Source organism: Microbulbifer sediminum, assembly GCF_021729035.1.
Taxonomy (GTDB): domain Bacteria; phylum Pseudomonadota; class Gammaproteobacteria; order Pseudomonadales; family Cellvibrionaceae; genus Microbulbifer; species Microbulbifer sediminum.
Genome location: NZ_JAJSAP010000004.1, coordinates 24,869 through 45,339, shown reverse-complemented (window position 1 = coordinate 45,339; position 20,471 = coordinate 24,869). Strand labels below are relative to the sequence as shown.

The window sequence follows — 20,471 nt, the reverse complement described above, 5'->3', positions numbered from 1 at the left end:
AAAAACAACAAAAATCATAACGAGCCGGTACAACCGGTAAGGGAGGGGACTCGCGATGGCATTGACGCGGCAGCACTTTATTATCTTCGGGCCAGTGCTGGCGGTGATTTTCTATGGTGTGCTCACCACGCTGGGCATGGCTTACCTGCCAGCGGTTACCGCTGCCATCACCCTCCTTACCGTTATCTGGTGGGTGACCGAGGCATTGCCGATTCCCGCCACCTCTCTGGCCCCGTTTGTGCTGCTGCCGCTGTTCGGGGTGACCGACCACAAGCTGGTGGCGTCTTCCCTCGGCAGCCATGTGATCCTGCTTTTAATGGGCGCCTTTATCCTGTCCAAGGCGCTGGAAAAGAGTGGTGCACACGAGCGCCTGGCCTTGTACATGCTGCAGGTGGTGGGGGTGTCCAGCGGCCGTCGGCTGGTGCTGGGTTTTATGCTGGCGGCGGGGCTGCTCAGTATGTGGATCTCCAATACCGCCACCACGCTGATGATGCTGCCCATCGCCCTGGCCGTGTTGTCACGGGCGGATAATCGCAAGCTTACCGTGGCGCTGGTACTGGGCATCGCTTACGCCGCCAGCCTGGGTGGGGTGGGCAGTCCCATCGGCACTCCGCCCAATGTGATTTTTATGGGCATCTACGAGGAGGTGACCGGCAGCGGCTTCAGTTTCCTGGAATGGATGTCCATCGGCCTGCCGGTGGTGCTGGTGACGCTGCCGCTGATGGCCCTGTGGCTGACCCGCAGCGTACGGCTGGAAAAACCCATCGAGCCGCCGCAGGTGGGCGAGTGGCGCCCGGAAGAGGTGCGGACACTGGCGGTATTCGGCCTGGCCATCCTGGCCTGGGTGACACGCAGCGAGCCATTTGGCGGCTGGAGCGGGCTGTTCGGGGTGGAAGGTGCCGGGGACAGCACGGTGGCGCTGGCCGCGGTGGTCGTGATGTTCATGGTGCCCAATGGCAAGGGCGGCCGCCTGCTGGACTGGCCCACCGCCGAGACCATCCCCTGGGGAATGCTGCTGCTTTTCGCCGGCGGCATCGCCATCGCCAAGGGTTTCTCGGCCTCCGGCCTGAGTGACATGCTGGGCAATGGCCTGTCGTTCCTGACGACACTCCCACTCTGGTTGATGCTGGTACTGCTGTGCCTGTCGGTGACTTTCCTGACCGAAATCACCAGCAACACTGCGACCGCCACGCTGCTGATGCCCATCCTGGCGGTAGCGGCGGAAACTGCCGGTTTCGATCCCAGGGTGCTGATGATTCCCGCGGCCATGTGTGCCAGCTGTGCCTTTATGCTGCCGGTGGCAACGGCCCCCAACGCCATTGCTTATGGCACTGGGGTGCTGCGGATGCAGGATATGGTGCGGGAGGGGGCGGTGCTGAGTGTATTGGCCTCGCTGATTATCGCGGGCATGAGCTGGTTATTGTTGCCGGGGTAGCAGCTGCCGTTGCTGGCGGATTGTTGGACGAGGGCGCCTGTTCCGGAGCGGCACTGTAATGGCCTGTAAGTGTCCTGCGGTTTGTTGCATAAGAACCTGGTATAGGATATCCAGACCCGCGGTATAACGATAATCACGCATCCGGAGCAACCATGAATACAAGAGTCGCCCTCCTGATCACCCTCGCCAGCCTGGCCACTGTCACCGGATGTGGCAAGCCCGAATCCGGGGAATCGCCGGCTGTTGCCAACGCGCTGTCTCCCGACGCCGTTCCTCCGGTGGCCAGGAAAGAACCCCATAAACTGTCGATCCATGGCCATGAGCGCATCGACGATTATTACTGGATGCGCGATGACTCGCGACAGGATCCCGAGGTTATCGCGCACCTGGAGGCGGAGAACAAATACACCGAGAGTGTGATGGCGCATACCGAGGCGCTGCAGAGGGTCCTCTACGAAGAGATGACCGGGCGGTTGGAGCAGGACAAGTCCACGGTCCCGGTAAAGGTGCGCGGCTACTGGTACTACCGCCGCTACCAGCCGGGCCAGGAATACCCTGTCCATGCGCGCCGCAAGGGTGACCTGGATGCGCCGGAAGAGGTAATGCTGGACGTCAATGCGCTGGCGGACGGCAAGTCGTATTTTAACGTGGGTGAGACCGCGGTCTCACCGGACAACCGGTTGCTGGCCTATGCCGAGGATAGTGTCGGCCGCAGGATTTACACCCTCCGTTTCAAGGACCTGGAGACCGGCAAGCTGCTGGATGACCGCCTCGAGAACGCAGAGGCGATGGCGGTCTGGGCCAACGATAACCAGACGGTTTTCTATATCAACAAGGATCCGCAAACCCTGCTCGGTTACCAGGTCATGCGCCACAAACTGGGTACGCCGCAGAGCGAAGACCAGCTGGTGTACGAGGAAAACGACAAGTCGTTTTATACCGCAATTTCCAAATCCCGCGACGGTGAGCTGGTTTATATCCACCACTATTCCACGCTGGTGAAGGGAATGTCCATGCTGGATGCGGACAAGCCGGAAGGGGAATTCAAACCCGTCTACCCACGTGAAGAAAAGCACGAGTACTTTGCCAAGAAGCTCGGTGATGAGTTCTATATCAAGACCAACTGGGATGCGGAGAACTTCCGCCTGATGAAAGCGCCCGTGGCAGGCGCAGGCGACAAGTCCAACTGGCAGGAGGTGATCCCCCATCGGGACGATGTATTCCTGGTTGACTTTACCACCTTCACCGACAGGCTGGCGGTAATCGAGCGTCGGGAGGGGCAGAAGGCCCTGCGCATCCTGGGCCTGGACAGGGATGATGATATCGAGGTCGGTTTCAATGATCCTGTTTACCAACTCTCCCTCGGCAATAATCCCGATCCGGAAGCGGGCGCGGTGCGTGTTGCCTATTCCAGCCTGACCACGCCCGACACGATTTACGATGCCAGCCTTTCCTCTGGCGATCTGCAGTTGATGAAGCGGGACCGGGTACCCGGCGACTTCGACCCGGCGCGCTACCAGAGCGAGGGTATTACCATAGCGGCCGGTGACGGTGAGGAGATCCCGGTTTCCCTCGTGTACCGCAAAGACCGTTTTAACCGTGATGGCACCAATCCCCTGCTGCAGTATGGTTACGGTTCCTATGGATACACCATCGACCCGGCGTTTCGTCCGGACGTAATTTCACTGCTGGACCGGGGCTTTGTGTTTGCCATTGCCCATATCCGCGGTAGCCAGAAGCTGGGTCGCGCCTGGTATGAAGATGGCAAGATGTTCAACAAGATCAATACCTTCACTGACTTTATCGACGTCACCAAAGGGCTGGCGGAGAAAAAATATGCTGCTCCCGATAAGGTCTTTGCCGCAGGCGGTAGTGCCGGCGGTTTGCTGATGGGGGCTGTCGTCAATATGGCACCAGAGTTGTACCGCGGGATTACCGCCCAGGTGCCATTCGTGGATGTGGTCACCACCATGCTCGATGAGTCCATCCCCCTGACGGTTAACGAGTACGACGAGTGGGGCAACCCCAACAACAGGGACAGCTACGAGTACATGCTGTCCTATTCCCCCTACGACCAGGTCAGTGCCCAGGACTACCCCAATATGCTGGTGACCACCGGCCTGCACGATTCCCAGGTACAGTACTTTGAACCCATGAAATGGGTGGCCAAGCTCCGGGAACTGAAGACCGATGACAACCGGCTGGTATTCCATGTCAATATGGACGCCGGCCACGGCGGCGCATCCGGGCGCTACCGGCGCTACGAGGAGCGGGCGTTGCAATACGCCTTCTACCTCGACCTGCTCGGCAAGACCCCAATGGCCGGCAGCGGCGAGTAAGCCGCGACGGCGGACATTCCTTACACACTGTCCCGGCGCCGGTGTCCATTGCCCGGCGCCGGGAACATCCCAAGTCCAGGTGGTGACGACTAGGATTAGCGGGTAACCGTTATCTGTGATCCAGACCGGATTATCATTCCCATGGACCTTTTGCGTCGCGTTGACCGCAATCAGCGGGGCAGAGATTTTGTTGTCGGCGACCTCCACGGCCACCTGCAGCAACTGAAGCTTCAACTCGAAAACATCGGGTTTGATGCCACCTGTGACCGGCTCTTCTTCGTCGGCGACCTGGTCGACCGTGGCCCGGACAGCGAGCAGCTGCTGGCCATGGTGGACCAGCACACCTATATCAGCATCGTCGGCAACCACGAGGCGATGATGCTGGCCGGCTTTGCCGACCCGGCGGAGTCTGCCCTGCACCAGCTGAATGGTGGCGACTGGTTTTATTGCCTGCCTGAAGATCGCCGGCGACGCTGGGTGGAAAAAGTACAGCAGTGGCCGTGGGCAATCGAGATAGACACCGGGGAGGGGCGTGTCGGCCTGGTGCACGCCAACCTGCCGGGTGGCGACTGGGGAAAAATGATTCGTGCGCTTGCCGGAGTGGACGCCGTGTGGCGGGCCGGGGAATCCCCGGCACGGGAGCCGCTGGCGGGCGTGGCCCGGGGAATACTGTGGGAACGGACCCTGGTCGAGCAGTTCTATGGCGACTTCCTCGCCGGCGAGGCGATCGCGCGGGAAATTGCCGCCTTCAAAAATCGCGAGATGCAGCGTGCCGGCGACACAGGTGCGGGGCAGTGCACGGAATGGGTTGCTGAGGGCTCAAAAGATCGGCTGGCGCCATTCCGGGTTTCCGGAATCGACGCCGTCTATATGGGCCACAGCTTCGTGCCGGTGCCGACGCAGGTGGGCGACTGCCATTTCCTCGATACCTACCGCGGGGAACCGGGGCAGGCGCTGGGGATTGTCTGTATCGGCGCTGCCTGAAGCCGGTTCAGGCCCCGATCAGTCCCTGGCCGCACACGCGAATGGTATTCCCGGTGAGGCCACAGGCGCCCGGCAACGACAGGAAGCACACCAGCTCTGCCACGTCCCGCGGTTGTCCACCCTGCTTGAGGGAGTTCAGGCGCCGGCCCGCCTCGCGGGTGAAAAAGGGCATCCTGTCGGTCATGGCGGTCTCGATAAAGCCGGGTGCCACGGCATTGGCGCAGATACCGCGATCTGCCAGCACCTGTCCCAGCGCGCGCACGTAACCGATCAGGGCAGCCTTGGTGGTGGCATAGTTGGTCTGCCCGAAGTTGCCCGCGATACCGCTCATGGAAGAGAGGTACACCAGGCGTCCATTGTCGCGCACCAGTCCGGCATCCAGCAGGGCCCGGTCGATCGCTATGATGGCCTCGAGGTTCACGTCTATCACCTGTTGCCAGTACTCGGCCGGCATCTTGCCCAGGGTCTTGTCGCGGGTGATACCGGCGTTGTGCACCAGGATATCCAGGCCGCCGAACTCCCCCTGGATAAACGCCGCCAGTTCTTCCGGGGCGTTTTCCGCGGTGATATCCATGGCCAGCGGCGTGGCCCCTGTCTGTTCGCAGGATCGTTCCAGCTCTGCAGATGCGCCCGGTACATCCACGCAGACCACGGTGGCGCCCTCCTGGCGCAGGCGCTGCGCCGTTGCCAGCCCAATGCCGCGGGCGGCGCCGGTCACCAGTGCCACCTTGCCGGCCAGTAACTGCTTTTCGGGTGTGGCTTCCGGTGCCTGCACAGAGCCCCGGATGGTGATGGCCTGGCCGGAGACATAGGCGCCCTGGGGGCCGCAGAAGAAGCGCAGGGGCATCTCGAGTCGGTTGCCGGCATCGCGTGCCACATAGGCCAGGTTGACGGTGATCCCTTTGGCTCCCAGCTCCTTGCCCAGGGAACGGCCGAACCCTTCCAGGCCCCGGGCCACCCCGGCGCCCACCGGGTCTGCCGCTTCCTCCGGTAGTGGCGCAAGCAGTAATACGCGGCCATTGCGGGCGATCCTGCGGGCCAGGGGATGCAATTGCCCGTGCAGAGTCGTGTAATCCGCGGGGGAGCGGATACCGCTGGCGTCCACCACGAGGATATCGATCCGTTCGTCCCCGGCCAGGTCATCGGGGGCATGGCGATTCGCGCCCCCGCGCTCGAGGATTTCGGCCAGTGGCTGTTCCAGCATGCCATCGCCCGGGATCACCAGGAGGGCGGTCTTGCCGGCAAACGGACGGGCGGCATAGGGTCCGTCCTCGCGCGCCAGCGTGACGGGGTTGGGCAGGCCGAGCGATCGCGCCAGCCAGCCGGACAGGGGATTGCTGTGAAGCTGTTGCAGCAGGTCGGGCATGGTAAAGGTTTCTTCAGTGTTATTTTTCCAGGATGGCGGTCACCGCCTGGCCACCGGCGGCACAGACCGAAATCAGGCCGCGGCCGGAACCCTTCTGGTCGAGCAGTTTGGCCAGGCTGGCGACAATGCGCCCACCGGTAGCGGCGAAGGGATGGCCGGTGGCGATGGAACTGCCGTTGACGTTGAGGCGGCTGCGGTCGATGCTGCCCAGTGCCTCCGGCAGGCCCAGCTTGTCACGGCAGAATTCAGTTGAGTCCAGTGCCGCCAGGGTACAGAGCACCACCGCCGCAAAGGCCTCGTGGATTTCATAAAAGTCGAAATCCTGCAGTGACAGGCCGCGCTGCTGCAGCATATGCGGTATGGCATAGGCGCCCCCCATCAGCAGTCCCTCATTACCCTTGACGTAATCCACGGCGGCAGCCTGGCCGGCGGTGATATAGGCCAGTATCGGCAGGCCGCGCTGCTGTGCCCATTCCTCGCTGGCCAGCAGTACCGCGGACGCGCCATCGGTAAACGGCGTGGCATTGGCGGCAGTGATTGTGCCGTTCTCCCGGTCGAAGGCGGGCTTTAATTTGGCCATCTTTTCCAGGGTGGCATCCGGGCGCAGGTTATTGTCCCGCTCCAGGCCGTGGTAGGGCATTACCAGATCGTCGAAGAAACCCTCGTCATAGGCCCGGGCCAGGTTTTTATGGCTGGCCAGGGCCAGCGCGTCCTGCGCCTCGCGGGTAATCCCCCACTGGGTGGCGGTAACCTGGGCGTGCTGCCCCATGGTCATGCCGGTGCGGGGTTCGGCACCGGTGGGAACCTCCGGCAGCAGGTGGCGGGGATTGAGCAGCCCCGCCGCGGCCTTGAGGCGCTCGCCGGTGGTTTTCGCGTTATTGAGTCGCAGTAATGCCCTGCGCATGCCGGAGTGAGCCCCCATGGGGATATCCGACGTGGTGTCGGTGCCACAGGCAATGGCGCAGTCGATCTGGCCCAGGGCGATCTTGTTGGCCACCAGAATCGTTGCTTCCAGGCTGGTACCGCAGGCCTGCTGGATATCGTACGCAGGCGTGTGGGGATCCAGGCCGCAACCGAGCACCGATTCCCGCACCAGGTTCCAGTCCTTGGCATGTTTCTGTACGGCGCCACCGGCCACCTCGTCGAGCTTCTCACCGGTGAGGGAGTATTTCTCGACCAGCCCGCGCAGGGTATCGGTCAGCATATTCTGGTTACTGAGCCCGTCGTAGGCGGTGTGGGAGCGTGCAAAGGGGATGCGGTTGGCGCCGACGATGGCCACCCGGCGCGGATTGCCTGTAAGCATAAGAGGGTCTCCAGAATTGTGTGTCAGTGGACTGTCGGCTATCGGAGCCTAAGCTATATCGTTGGCAAGGGTACGCTACCTGCCCCTGGTTGGGGAGGTTAAAGTGAGCCAGCAGTTTCCAGTAGCTCCCGGGACGAATGGCTTATGACCTGCGCCAGCGAAGGATAGGGGCGGCACAAGCAGGTTCCCGCCCCGGTGCCAAAACCTGGGCCGAAAAAATGTATTAGTTCGCAATATTTAAATAAAGTCGAGCTGTCGCGGGGCTGAAACCTTCGTACCAGCCGGATTATTTTTAGCAAGCTGCCGCGCTGGAAATTTCAAAAAAATGCGCAGGATGACAGCAAATAACTGAATTATTTCCCGCCGGAAAAGCCGGGCGCATTAATGACAGTTTGGACTGTTCTGTCTGGCGCTGTAATTTACCTTGACGAGCACTGGGAGGGCTGCAACGCTGCAGTCACCACCAGCAGTTGGCTTCTCCAGCCAGTATTTGGACCGGTGAATCGCGCCGGGTGGTTTTTCCGGAAGAGCCGTAACCCTGTCAAGCTGCCAGGCGCTACTTTGGAAGCGGTGTAAATTTCTGGAGACAATAATGAAAAAGCACTTTCTAGCGGTACTGCTAGCGGCGGGGTTGCCGGTTACAGCCTCGGCCGACCACTCATGGGCTGATTACCACTGGGCCAGAACGACCAGTTCCTTTGACCTGGTGGTGATCAACAGCACCACCAGCGACTGGGACCCCTACGTGACCCAGGCGATTGCCGACTGGTCAAAGTCGTCCAAACTCAACATGGTCGAGGACCCGGCCGGGGATACTGCCTCGAAGACTCGTCGCCAGTGCAGCGCACCGGATGGCATGGTGCGGATCTGTAACCTCGATTATGGTAACAATGGCTGGCTGGGGATCGCCGGTATTTCACTGGACCCTCAGGGTCATATCATGACCGGCTACACCAAGTTGAATGATACCTATTTCAGCCAGTCTTATTACAACAACTTCAGCTGGAAGCAGAGTGTCACCTGCCAGGAACTGGGCCATGATGTCGGCCTGGGTCACCAGGACGAGAACTTCAACAACCAGTCGCTGTTCTCCTGCATGGATTACCAGGACCCGCCTTACGAGTATCCCAATAATCACGATATGGAGCAGCTGGATACCATCTACGGTCATGTGGACAGTTACGACTCCTACGCCAGCGGCGGCTCCGGCGGTGGTGGCGGTGGTGGTGACTGTAACTCCCCGCCCGGAAAGGGCTGCAACAAGGCAGATATCGGCTGGCAGAACAGTAATACCGGCTGGGGTATGTCCCTGGGACGGCGCGGACAGCACGAGACCTTTATCCGTATCGACCCGCAGGGTATTCGCCATATCACCCACGTAACCTGGGCGAAAGGCCACTGACAGGCTGCCTTCCTGGGAAACGAACAAGGCCCGCCACTGGCGGGCCTTTTTAATTGCATGTAATTCCCGCTCAAGCGGTCCGTCTGCAGTCCAGTGAATATCAGGTCCGATGCGGGTATATTCCCGGTGACAGCGGTAAATAGCGGAGGAAAGATGGACGCAGAATTCTGGCACCGGAAGTGGAAAGAGCGCGATATCGGTTTTCATGCGCCCAAAGCCAATGAATTGCTGGTGCGCTACTTCGGCGAACTGGCACCCACAGGGCGGGTATTCCTGCCGTTGTGTGGCAAGACACTGGATATTCAATGGCTGCTGGCACAGGGATACAGCGTTGCGGGCGCCGAGCTCAATGAGACCGCGGTACGCGAACTGTTCGGGGAGCTGGGGATTGATCCGGTGGTGACAGAGGCCGGCAAATTGCGCCTGTACAGTGACGGGGGCACGGGAGAACAGCCCGGTATCGATATCTTCGTGGGCGATATCTTCGACCTGTCCCCGGCACAGCTGGGTCCGGTCGATGCGGTCTACGATCGCGCGGCCCTGGTGGCCCTGCCCGGATCCATGCGCGGGCGCTATACGGCCCACCTCCTGGCACTGACACACCAGGTCCCACAACTGCTGATCACCTTCGAGTACGACCAGCGCCTGATCGACGGGCCTCCCTTCTCGATTACACCGGCCGAGGTTGAGCGCCATTACGGGGACAGCCACCGGGTAACGCTGGCAGAGCGCCGCACGCTGCCCGGCGGCCTGAAAGGCATGCATGCGGCAGACGAGAGCGCCTGGATCCTGGAGCGTAAATAGGGCGGTCGTCTTCAAGGCTTTCATGTTCCGGTTTCCATGCCCCGCACAGCTCCGTGGGGCATGGGCCCGCCCCGGCAAATATCCCCGGCATTCACGGCCCTGCCTTTCTTAACAGTGTTTAACCCCGGTTAGCCCTCCATTACACCGGCCTGGGCAGGGTAAAAATCCGCCAGATGGCACTGCGCCGGGATCATCACGAGCAGTTGCTGGCGATCCTGACCGACGAGCAGAAGGCGACCCTGGAGGCGCTCAAGGAAGAGCGCCTGGAACACCGGCGGAAGCTTCGCCAGCAGCGCAATGGCTGACAGGCGCCCAACCAGGTCCGATAAGTGAATGGGCAGATGCGCAGTGACGCGCGCCGCCGGGATTGCGCTGGAAAAGGTCCGGTGGTAGTGGTCGCCGGGAATCGGGCGTGGTTTAGCGGCGGTAATCCAGCGGCGGCTCACGATCGCCCAGCAAGGGCGCATATTCGAAGTCTTTGCCGCGTTTGGCCTCGAATTCCTCCGTAGCCCGGGTTACCAGCTCCGGCTCCCGCAACAACTGGATGCCGGCCAGCGTGAGGGTCTCGGCAGCGAGCAGCATTCCCTTGTGGCCGATACTGGTGCCGCCGGCGGCCACCGCCTGCCAGGTGTGGGCGGAAGTGCCCGGTACCCAGGTGGCGGTACCGAATCCCCCGGTGGGGACATTCCAGCTCACGTCTCCCACGTCGGTGGAACCGGGCATGGTTTTCTCAGCGGGATCGTAGGGCTGGATTCGCTCCTGGTCCCCCAGTCGGCGCCCCGGCTTGTCTGCCAGCCCGTCGAGTTTCTCGGCGAATGCCTGTTCCGCGGGGCTGTATTCAATGCCGCCGAACTGCCGCATGCTGGCATCCAGCAGGCGGTTCAGCACCTGGTTGGGCAGCAGGCTGTGGTTACCGTGAATTATCTCCCACTCCACGCTGGTGCCGGTGCCCCGCGCGGCCGCCCTGGCGATCTCCTCGACGCGCTCCCATACCGGCTCCAGTTGCGCCGCAGAGGTGTCGCGCACGTAGTAAAACACTTCCGCCCTGGCCGGAACCACGTTGGGTGCCAGGCCACCATCGGTAATCACATAGTGGATCCGGGTGCTGTCGGGCACATGTTCGCGCAGCATATTCACCATAAAGTTCATCGCCTCGACCCCGTCCAGTGCCGAGCGGCCCCGTTCCGGCGCACCAGCGGCATGGCTGGCGATGCCCTTGAAGCGGAACTTGGCGGAACGGTTGGCCAGGCTGGAATGGGGCAGGGCGGCATTCTGGTCCCCCGGGTGCCATTGCAACACGACATCGGTGCCGTTAAAGGCGCCGTCGCGCACCATATATACCTTGCCGGAGCCGCCCTCCTCTGCGGGGGTGCCATACAGGCGGATTTCACCGGGCGTGCCGGTTTCCTCCAGCCAGCGGCTCAGCATGATGGCCGCGGCAGTGGAACCGGCCCCGAACAGGTGGTGACCGCAGGCGTGTCCCGCGGCCTGCCCCTGGATCGGATTGTGCTCCGGCACTGCCGCCTGCGCGACGCCGGGCAGGGCATCCATTTCTGCCAGCAGGCCGATCACCGGCCCGCCACGCCCCTGCCTGTAGCTGGCAACAAAAGCCGTGGGGATGTCGGCGATGCCGGTCTTGACGGTAAATCCCGCCTCCCGCAGGTGATCCTGGATGGCACCGGCGCTGCGGGTTTCCTGGTAGCCCATCTCCGCCCAGTTCCACAGCTTGTCGGCAAGGCCGGTGGCCCGGGGTGCGATGCGCTCCGACTGGCTTTCCACCCAGGCGGCGTCACCGCTGAGGGACTGCTCGTCATAGGCATGGGCCGTGGAGGCGGCTCCGGCCAGGGTGAGCGCGGAGGTGGTGGCGAGAGTGGCGACAACAGAGATGGAGCTTCGGATCATGGCGGTTCCCCTTCTTATGATTCTTTCCGGCACCAGTGGCACCCGGGATCGGCTTTACCACATTGTGCCGAATATCCCGGTGGCTTGCACCGGTACGGGCGGGTATGGCCGGCGCGGCCGGCCCCTGTTATAAACAGCGGACTACCAGGCAGCGATGGCGAGGTAAAAGCAGTGCGGGATTTCAGGGATATAGAGGCCGTTGTGGTCGAGCGTTTCGGTGGGATGGCGGGGCTGGAGAAGCAGCTGGTCAAACCCAAACCGGCGGGGACCCTGAAGAAAATCCCTGACAGCGAGTGGCTGTCTGCAGCCTCGCGCGCTGTATTCCAGGCCGGTTTCAACTGGACGGTGGTGCGCAACAAGTGGCCGCGTATCGAAGAGATCTTCCACGGTTTCGACCTGCACCACTGCAGTTTTATGCCCGACGATGAGCTGGAAAGTGTCATGAAGCAGGATGGCATGATCCGCCACTGGGCCAAGACCAAAGCCATCCGTGACAACGCCACTTTCTTTCTGGAACTCTCCCGTGCCCACAATGGCCTGGGCAACTATTTCGCCGGCTGGCGGGCGGCGGATTACGGGGACAACCTGCGCTACCTGCAGAAAGGCGGCTCTCGCCTGGGCGGGCGCACCGGCCAGGTCTTCCTGCGCCGCATGGGGGTGGATACGCTGATCTTTTCCCCGGACATGGTGCAGGCGCTGGTCCGGGAAGGCGTGGTCCAGAAGACCCCGTCGTCGAAAAAAGACTGGGCCGCGTTGCAGCGGGCCATCGCCACCTGGCAGGAGCAGGGCGGGCGCAGCCTCAATGAGATCAGCCAGATCCTGGCGTACTCGGTGGGCTGATTGCGGGTAGCGGGTGTATGTCCGTGAGTGGAGGTGGTGGCGGCCCGCGTGACCGCAGGTAAGTACGCAGATAACAGCGCTGCTACCTGTGATGGGACAGGCGGAACCGGTTGTGGAGAACCATATCACTGTCGCGATACCCGATGGCGAGGCTGAGTGTTATGTCGCGCATCCGGTCAGCGGCAGGCAGGCCGCGGTGGTCATCTGGCCCGAGATTTTCGGCAAGTGGCCGGCCTTCCGGCAGGTGTACAACCCGGCACACCAGGGCGGCAATGCCGGCCGGATCCAGCCATTGCCCGGGAGGAAACCTGCGCTGGAAATTTCCCAGTCCAACCGGTTGTGCTTCCTCAAAAAGGAAAAGCTGCCAATTTTTTTCGAAAATGCCGCCTGCTGCAGGTATGGGAATAGATTGCCTGGCCGGCGATTGGCAGTATAGGGAGGAAATGCCGCGAGCCAGCAGAGATCGAAGACCAGAGTGGAGGAGGTACCATGAGCGAACTCTATGGTCAGCCGGGCGTGTTTGTTGAAGAAGTCCCGGCGCCGTTCCAGCAGGTGAGTGCAGTGGATACTGCAGTTCCTGTATTCATTGGATACTCCGAGAGAACCACCTACCTCGGCCAGTCACTGCTCAATCGCGTTGTGGAAATCAGGTCCCTGGCCGATTTTGCCATGATGTTCGGGCAGCCCCCGGCTGTCGGTGATTTCCGGATTCAGCTGGACGCCGACGGCAATCCCGTCGACGGTATACCCGATCCCAATGACAGCGCGCTGGCGAGGTTCCGGCTGGCTTATGCGCTGAAGCATTACTTCCTCAACGGCGGTGGCCGCTGCTATGTCGTCAGTGTCGGAAGTTTCGACTGCACCGGTGTCATGTTGGCAGTGGCCGCTGATCACCTGCGGGCGCTGTCTCTACTGGCCCGGACAGAGGGCCCCACGCTGATCGTGATGCCTGACCTCAGTGGTATCCGGCCGGCTGCGCCGGATGACGCCCTGTCGATCGCCTCCATACGGTCCCAGTATTACGATGTGCTGCGTGTCGCATTGGAGCAGTGTGCGGAAACCGGTGATCGTTTCCTGATAGCGGACCCCTGGGACGGGACCGACCCGGACGAGGCTTCCCTGACTGCCTTCCGCGATGGCATCAGCACGTCCTGTCTCGAATATGGTGCCGCTTACTTTCCCTCTATCCACACCACTTTGCCGTGGCGCTGGGATGAGCAGGCAATTCAGGTGTCGCAGCCTGCGGAACCATCTAGTGGCGATAGCCGTACACTTGCGGACCTGAAGGGCCGTGGCAGAAACGCCAACCCGGAAATTTACCGCAAAGTCCGTTTCGCCCTGGACCGGTTTTCGGTAACGCTGCCGCCATCACCGGCCCTGGCTGGAATCTACTGTAGCGTGGACCGTGAGCGCGGTGTATGGGAAGCCCCGGCCAATATCGCGCTGTCAGGTGTCAGGTCTCTGGCGGTGGATATTGACTTGCGGCTGGGCCAGCGGCTGACTGCGCACAGCAGTGGTAAAGCCATCAATCCACTGCGCTACTTCACGGACAAGGGCAACCGTGTCTGGGGCGCACGCACCCTGGCGGGAGATAGTAATGAATGGCGATATATCAACGTCAGGCGCTACTGCAATATGGTGCGGGCATCCGTGCGAAGATTTCTCGCTACCCAGGGTGAGATTACTGACAGCAGATATTCCCGGCATATGGTAGAGGCAGCAGTGGGGGATTTCCTCACGGCGCAGTGGCGAGCTGGCGCCTTGCAGGGCACCAAGCCTGAGGCGGCCTTTTTTGTCAGGTGTTACCTCTCGGAAACCGCCGCGGATGGGGGCCGACTGGAGCCGGCCCTGAAAGTCTCTATCGGCCTGGCCACAGTGAAGCCGGCGGAGTTCACCATTATCAATGTCTGACGCACCCGTGTGGCCGCTCCTGGCGATTTACTTGCCCGGCCTCGTTGCTAATTTCACCGATTCACCTGAATTCCCCGATGCCCTTTTCGGCCGGCAGTGAGGGCAAGTTGCCCACCTGTGCCGGGAAGGGGCAGGAGTGAGAAGGGCTCTGCCCGGCCGGGATAGATCCCTCTGGCCAGCGGCGAGCCTGCCCCCTGCGATCCCAATAATAAATCGGGGATTCCCACCGCAAGGCCTGGCCGGCTCAGTGTCCCGCTGAGGCCTCACGCCGAGCTGCCTGTCGACGGGCAGTCTCGATTTCCTCCCTGAAAATCTGACGCAGGCCATACCGGTAGATATCCGGGCTGTTGGCGGCATGGGTGCCAGTCTCCATGCGGTTGAAGTGGATATCCCAGGGGGCGTTGGGGCGGTCCCGCCAGTATTCGTGCCAGGCGCGGGCGCGCTCGGGTTTTTGCCGGAAACGATCTGCCTGGGCACTGGACAGCACCAGCAGCAGGTCATCACGTGCCGCCTCTGCCGGTGTGGCAAAGAACTGCTCCATATCCGGCTGGAAACTGGGGTTGCCCGCGATTCGGCCCCAGAACAGGTCGGGATGGTTGAAGGCCGAGTAGAGCACCATAAAGCCCCCGAGGCTCTGGCCGTAGAGGATGCGGTGCCGGGCATCCGCCCGGTAGCGGCTTTCCACCGCCGGCAACAGTTCCCGCTCCAGGAAAAGGTGAAAGTTTGCGGCACCGCCGCTCCTGTCACGACTCTCCGTGGGGGTGGAAAAGTCCACATCGCGCCAGTTGATGCTGGGGTCAAAGCCGCCATAGGCAATGCCCACAACGATCGCGTCGGGGACCAGGTCGTCGTAGTGGAGGAACAGGTGGTTGGCAGCCAGGATGGGAAACAGGGAGTCGCCATCCAGCAGGTAGATCACCGGATACTGCCGATCGGGATGATCCTCGTAGCCCTCTGGATAGCGGACATAAATATGATAGGGGCGGCCCACAATTTCTGAGTCCAGCCGGAAATAATCCCCCTTCAGCGCCGGCAGGAAGTCAAGCGGCGTTACTGTGGGGCTTTCCTCCCGGGTCCGGGGTTTGTTGTCGCTATGGCAGCCGGTAAGGGCCGCGGCGAGCACAATGGTGACCAGTGCTCCCAATAGATAATGTTTCAATCGTTACTCCATTGATGGGCCAGGGAGGGTTCATTATCGGAGTGTTTCGTTAAGTGTCAAAATGGTGCTGCTGTGGCCAGGCTCCAATGGATGTAATCCACCGTGATTGCTTGTGGTCTGGTGTGCCTGTATAAATTTGTTGAACCAAGCAAAAACATAAACACAAACAGCCTTGTATTCTCCCCGTCACTCCGGCGCCCCGGGGCGCCCGATTGTATTTTTAGCAGTGCGGACAGTTGCTGTTGCAGGGCAAATGCATAAGGGGTGATTCCATGACCGAGCTTCATCGACGTCTCTACCGAACGATAACCAAGGGGGCAGTGTTTACTGCCGCCCTGGGGGCTTCAGTGGCTATTGTTGCTGACGAGGTGACAATTGTGCAGCCCGGCGCGCCGGGAGAAGCGGTGCGCGAGCTGAGTGCGGAAGAGGCAATACAGGTTGCCGTTACCAGTTACTCGCCGGCGGATGTGCAGTTTATGCAGGACATGATCCCGCATCACCACCAGGCACTGCAGATGGCGGCGCTGGTGGGCGAGCGCACCAATAATCCGGAAATCGTCGACCTGGCCGGGCGCATCGATGTGTCCCAGGAGGACGAAATCCGTTTTATGCAGGAATGGCTGCGGGAGCGCGGGGAAAAGGTGCCTGATCCCAAGCACCATCAGGCCATGCAGACCGACCACAAGATGGCCGGCATGGCGACGCCGGAGCAGATGGCCGCGCTGGCAGATTCCACCGGCAAGGCATTCGACCGTCTGTTCCTGGAGCTGATGATCGCCCACCACGAGGGCGCGGTCACCATGGTGGAAGAGCTGCACGAGGCGCCCGGTTCGGCCTACGACCCGGTACTGTTCGAGTTCACCACGGATATCACCAATGACCAGTCGGCAGAGGTGGAACGGATGAGCGGGCTGCTGGCCGGTCTCTCGGATGATCCGCGAGCAGGGCTCGCCGCCGGTTACGCCGATGCCGGCGAGGCCATCCTTAACCTGCGGCACGAAGGCCGCCTGCCCAAGCCCGCCGGGTTCTATGACCCGGAAAACCTGGCCGGGCTGCCACCGGAAATGCCGGAGAAAGAGGGCAAGGATAAGGCGGGCAAGAAAGGCAGGGACGGGAAGGAAGACGGGGAAGAGTGGGATCGCTTCCCGTTTATGAGCTTTGCCAATACCGATATCGCCTTTTCCGGGGATATCATGGTTGCCGGAAGTTACCACGGCTTCAATATATACCGCCTGCAGGAAGACGGCCTGCCACAACAGGTGACTTCAGTGGTCTGCCCGGGCGGGCAGGGCGATGTGTCAGTGGTGGGCGACCTGCTGATTATGTCGGTGGAGCAGAGTCGTGGCCGCGTCGACTGTGGCCTGCAGGGTGTCAATGACGATGCCAGCCCCGAGCGCTTCCGCGGCCTGCGCATTTTCGATATCAGTGAGCTGGAGCGCCCGAAGCAGGTGGGCGCGGTACAGACCTGTCGTGGTTCCCATACCCATTCCGTGGTGTCCGGTCCGGGCGAGGACGGCAGGATCATTGTCTATAACTCGGGGATCGCCCCGGTACGTGAAGAGGACGAGATGCCCGGATGTGTCGACGATACACCTGGTGACAAGCGCACCGCACTGTTCCGTATCGACGTGATCGAAATTCCCGTCGCCGACCCGTCAAAGTCACGTATTGTCGACAGCCCAGCGGTTTTTGCCGATCCTGACTCCGATACCCTGGCGGGCCTCTGGCGTGGTGGTGACCATGGCGACGATACCCAGGACACCAGCCGCACCGACCACTGCCACGACATCACCGTGTTCCCCGAACGCAACATGGCTGCCGGAGCCTGCTCGGGTAATGGCATCCTGTTTGATATTAGCGATCCGCTGAAGCCCCGGCGGATTGACGTGGTAAAGGACACCGGTTTTGCCTACTGGCATTCCGCCACGTTCAACAATGATGGCACCAAGGTGATTTTCACCGATGAGTGGGGTGGCGGTAGCCGGCCGCGGTGCCGTGCGTTCGACCCGCTGGACTGGGGCGCCAATGCCATTTACGACATCGTCGACGGCAAGCTGGAATTCCGCAGCCATTACAAGATGCCCGCCCCGCAGAGCGAGCAGGAAAACTGCGTGGCCCACAATGGCTCCATCGTACCGGTGCCGGGCCGGGATATCTTTGTGCAGGCCTGGTACCAGGGCGGTATCTCCCTGATGGATTTCACCGACTCCGCTAACCCGGTGGAAATCGCCTACTTCGACCGCGGTCCCATCGACGAGGAGCACATGGTCCTGGGGGGATACTGGTCCGCCTACTGGTATAACGGCAAGGTTTACGGCACGGAGATTGCGCGGGGTATTGATGTCTTCTCCCTGTTGCCAAGCCAGTACCTGACCGCCAGTGAGGTGGGCGCGGCACAGGTCGCCGACCAGCACGGGAGCTTCAACCCGCAGCAGCAGTTCCCGGTGCAGTGGCCGGCCAGGCCCGTGGTAGCGCGTGCCTACCTGGACCAGCTGCAGCGCAGCCAGTCGGTACCGGACACCATGGCCGCGAACCTGCTGGAAGCGCTGGATAGTTCTGAATCCCTGCTGCAGCAACGTGCCAAGGACCGCAAGGTGGCCGGCAGGCTGGTGATGCTGGCCTCACTGGCGACGGTCAACAACGAGGATGAGCAGGCGGAGAAAAAGACCAGGGCACTGACCAGGTCCCTGGAGGGAATAGCGCGGGAACTGCGCTGAAACCTGATCCGGAGGACGCGATCCGCAGGCAGCTGCGGACCGCGTCCCGGTCAATGCAGCAAGGGGCTACTGCAGCTCCCAGTTGCCCTGTAAATACCCCAGTACTGACATGCGCCCCTGGTCCAGGAACTGCACGCTGCGCACCTGGTAGGGTGCCCGCAGGCCGGATGCAGCAAGCTTGGCGTTATCGATGGGCACGGTCATTTCCCGCTGTCCTGCATCCAGCCACTCGGCCTGGTAGGCCAGCAGTACCGGCTGGTACTCGCCGTTGCCGTCCAGGCCGTAGACCAGTGCACGGGCCTCGTAGCGCCCGGCCTCCCGCACATCCACCGACAGGGCCAGGCCCCGCGCGTCACTGCCGCCGACGCTGGCCGTGGCAGTCTCGGTGAAGATGTCAGCGGCCACCACGGCCACGCGCTCCACCGGCTCCTTGCGGGCATTGCGCAGGGTGGAACGGACCTCGATACGCCACAGCTCTCCCGGTACCGAGGGCGCATCCACATTCACCGGCCAGCTGACGGTATAGCGGTTTCCTGAGCGGTTTCCCTGCAGGTCGTAGCGATCGCCCCGCGGTGCGATCAGGGTGGCGGAGACCGACTCCAGTGAGGCGTTAGCCTTGCCGGCCGGCTTCGCCTCCAGCGCCAGGGTGCCGGAGCGGCTGAAGCGCTTGCTCGGGGTCTCCACCGCCAGCTCGATATCGCTACGCTTGTCCAGCACGTAGAGGATGTACTCGGCATTTGCACGGGCGTTACCGTTGGCTTTCAGCGTGAACCGGCCACGCCCCATATCCTCGGGTACCTTCATCACGTGGGCACGGCCATAAAAGCCGGGGAACTCCTGTCGCAGGCCCTGGCTCTTGCGGTGCAGCGCGATGCTGTCATCGTCCACCGGGCGGCGCTCGGTGCCGTTGGACAGGGTCATGCCGCGGGGAATCTCGGTATCCACCACCCGCTTGCCATTGCTGGCGCGGTCGAGCGGTGAGACCTGGATGACGGCCTGCTCGCCGTCGACAAAGAATTCTGCACCGCGATTCAGTTCGGCGCCGGTCACCCGGCGGTAGAAGGCCCGGCTCTGCTCCCGGGCGCCGGTGTCGGCAAGCTGCTGCTTTTTCCCCGGTTCCACCAGCTGGGAGAAACTGACCCGCTCGCGGCTGTCGTTGAGGACCTGCTGAGCACTCGCGGCAGGGCCGGGCAGGGTGACGCCCAGTACTGTGGCGCCGAGCACAAGGAACAGTGGTACTGCTTTTTTCGGTATGGTTTTCATGGCGGCACCTTAAATATCGTTTCTCAGGATTACGTCGAGGTTGAAGCACTTGCGCCGGCTCTGGTTGTGGCTCAGCGGCTCGCCACCAGCGGTGGCGGAAGTGTCGTAAAACCACAGGCTGCCGGCGGCGTTCTGCGAACTGCAGTTCAGGAAACCATCCGAGCAGCTGTCCAGCCACTCCTGGGTGATTTCCAGACCGACGTTTTCCGTGTAGCCGCCGCAATAGCTGTCAGGGTCCCAGACCGCGCTTTCCACATCACTGCCCACCACATTCCAGAAACCCACCGGCAGGGAGGGGCGGCCGGAGGTGCCCAGTAGCCAGGTATCGTTGTAGTGAGCCATCCAGCTGGTCTGCTGCATACGGACGGCGTCGTTCTGGTAGCCCAGCAACCAGCCCACAGAGGCCTCGAACACATTGCCCGCCATCACGGCATCGGCCAGCGGGGTGCCGGCACTGGATGCCGCCAGTACATCCACCCAGCGGATACTGTCGATAATGGCCGGGTAGCGGCTGTCCCAGGTGGGGTTGGACAGGATCCAGCGCATTACATTGCCACCGTTGGAGTGGGTGATAACGACCAGGTCATCAATATTCATCGAGTTGATAAAGTTGTGGAGCTGCGTCGCCAGGCAACCGGCGGCGGCGTCGTCCCACATGTACTGCTCGAAATCACAGTTGACCACCAGCATGTTACTGGAGCTTGGCAGCCCCTGGCGGATGGATTCCACCATGCCGGATTTCCAGTAGTCATTGTAGGCGTCCGACTGGTTACCGGTGCCATGTACCAGCGCCACACCGGTGGCGGCGAACGCCGGCAATGGTGCGCAGAGCACTACCAGTAACGCAGCCAGTAATGGGATATTTCTCGTCTTCATCGATGATTCACCTTTTTATTGCTTTGATTTTTTAGCGGTGGAATATGAAGCTGCAGGAGAAACGGAAATGCCTTGATCGCTTCCTTTCACATTCCGGCGGCAGCGGGATTTTATTATTCGGGTATCCGCTGTCCGCCCGGTACGTCGGGCACGACTCCTTGCCTGCGCCC

15 protein-coding genes are annotated in these 20,471 nt (G+C 61.7%); 9 read left to right on the top strand and 6 right to left on the bottom strand.

What is annotated here, in order from left to right; all coding sequences use genetic code 11:
* Nucleotides 1–55 precede the first annotated feature (55 nt).
* From LVD11_RS07630 to LVD11_RS07620, 3 genes are all read left to right on the top strand, one after another.
* Nucleotides 56–1,435 (top strand): SLC13 family permease, encoded by a 1,380-nt coding sequence (locus tag LVD11_RS07630; protein ID WP_232941372.1) that lies wholly within the window; start codon nt 56–58, stop codon nt 1,433–1,435.
* A gap of 152 nt (nt 1,436–1,587) precedes the next feature.
* Entirely contained in the window at nt 1,588–3,774 is a 2,187-nt protein-coding gene (locus LVD11_RS07625) for a S9 family peptidase (protein ID WP_237057577.1), read from the top strand.
* A 141-nt stretch (nt 3,775–3,915) separates the two neighbouring features.
* Nucleotides 3,916–4,758, top strand: a complete 843-nt coding sequence (locus LVD11_RS07620; protein ID WP_237057576.1) for a metallophosphoesterase — start codon at nt 3,916–3,918, stop codon at nt 4,756–4,758.
* A gap of 7 nt (nt 4,759–4,765) precedes the next feature.
* Here LVD11_RS07620 and LVD11_RS07615 read toward each other — a convergent pair whose 3' ends face one another.
* Together LVD11_RS07615 and LVD11_RS07610 are read right to left on the bottom strand one after the other, a co-directional pair.
* Nucleotides 4,766–6,124 (bottom strand): 3-oxoacyl-ACP reductase, encoded by a 1,359-nt coding sequence (locus LVD11_RS07615; RefSeq protein WP_237057575.1) that lies wholly within the window; start codon nt 6,122–6,124, stop codon nt 4,766–4,768.
* Nucleotides 6,125–6,143: 19 nt separating this feature from the next.
* The gene (locus tag LVD11_RS07610; protein WP_237057574.1) at nt 6,144–7,427 is read right to left on the bottom strand and encodes an acetyl-CoA C-acetyltransferase; all 1,284 of its coding nucleotides are present in this window, start codon (nt 7,425–7,427) and stop codon (nt 6,144–6,146) included.
* A 592-nt stretch (nt 7,428–8,019) separates the two neighbouring features.
* On the opposite strand from LVD11_RS07610, the gene LVD11_RS07605 reads away from it, so the two are divergent.
* The 3 genes from LVD11_RS07605 (at nt 8,020) to LVD11_RS16905 (ending at nt 9,938) form a co-directional block, all read left to right on the top strand.
* A complete protein-coding gene (locus LVD11_RS07605) occupies nt 8,020–8,829 on the top strand; it encodes a hypothetical protein (RefSeq protein ID WP_237057573.1) in 810 nt (269 codons plus the stop codon).
* A 153-nt stretch (nt 8,830–8,982) separates the two neighbouring features.
* Nucleotides 8,983–9,633 (top strand): thiopurine S-methyltransferase, encoded by a 651-nt coding sequence (tmpT, locus tag LVD11_RS07600; protein ID WP_237057572.1) that lies wholly within the window; start codon nt 8,983–8,985, stop codon nt 9,631–9,633.
* A 173-nt stretch (nt 9,634–9,806) separates the two neighbouring features.
* Nucleotides 9,807–9,938 (top strand): hypothetical protein, encoded by a 132-nt coding sequence (locus LVD11_RS16905; protein ID WP_255775470.1) that lies wholly within the window; start codon nt 9,807–9,809, stop codon nt 9,936–9,938.
* A gap of 112 nt (nt 9,939–10,050) precedes the next feature.
* Here LVD11_RS16905 and LVD11_RS07595 read toward each other — a convergent pair whose 3' ends face one another.
* Nucleotides 10,051–11,535, bottom strand: a complete 1,485-nt coding sequence (locus LVD11_RS07595) for an amidohydrolase (RefSeq protein ID WP_305080668.1) — start codon at nt 11,533–11,535, stop codon at nt 10,051–10,053.
* Between the two features lie 171 nt (nt 11,536–11,706).
* Here LVD11_RS07595 and LVD11_RS07590 point away from each other — a divergent pair, with 171 nt between their 5' ends.
* Both LVD11_RS07590 and LVD11_RS07585 read left to right on the top strand, forming a co-directional pair.
* Complete coding sequence (locus LVD11_RS07590) at nt 11,707–12,375, top strand: DNA-3-methyladenine glycosylase I (RefSeq protein ID WP_237057570.1); 669 nt, start codon at nt 11,707–11,709, stop codon at nt 12,373–12,375.
* Nucleotides 12,376–12,864: 489 nt separating this feature from the next.
* Nucleotides 12,865–14,286 carry a hypothetical protein gene (locus LVD11_RS07585; protein WP_237057569.1) on the top strand — a complete coding sequence of 474 codons (1,422 nt, stop codon included), beginning with the start codon at nt 12,865–12,867 and terminating at the stop codon, nt 14,284–14,286.
* 244 nt (nt 14,287–14,530) lie between these two features.
* On the opposite strand, the gene LVD11_RS07580 is transcribed toward LVD11_RS07585, so the two are convergent.
* Entirely contained in the window at nt 14,531–15,445 is a 915-nt protein-coding gene (locus LVD11_RS07580) for an alpha/beta hydrolase (RefSeq protein ID WP_237057568.1), read from the bottom strand.
* Nucleotides 15,446–15,717: 272 nt separating this feature from the next.
* Between LVD11_RS07580 and LVD11_RS07575 the strand changes: the two genes are divergently transcribed.
* Nucleotides 15,718–18,162: a DUF305 domain-containing protein gene (locus LVD11_RS07575; RefSeq protein ID WP_237057567.1), complete on the top strand. Its 2,445-nt coding sequence runs from the start codon at nt 15,718–15,720 to the stop codon at nt 18,160–18,162.
* 66 nt (nt 18,163–18,228) lie between these two features.
* On the opposite strand, the gene LVD11_RS07570 is transcribed toward LVD11_RS07575, so the two are convergent.
* Together LVD11_RS07570 and LVD11_RS07565 are read right to left on the bottom strand one after the other, a co-directional pair.
* Nucleotides 18,229–19,425 carry a DUF4785 domain-containing protein gene (locus LVD11_RS07570; RefSeq protein ID WP_237057566.1) on the bottom strand — a complete coding sequence of 399 codons (1,197 nt, stop codon included), beginning with the start codon at nt 19,423–19,425 and terminating at the stop codon, nt 18,229–18,231.
* A 9-nt stretch (nt 19,426–19,434) separates the two neighbouring features.
* Nucleotides 19,435–20,301, bottom strand: a complete 867-nt coding sequence (locus tag LVD11_RS07565; RefSeq protein ID WP_237057565.1) for a hypothetical protein — start codon at nt 20,299–20,301, stop codon at nt 19,435–19,437.
* Between the last annotated feature and the right edge of the window lie 170 nt (nt 20,302–20,471).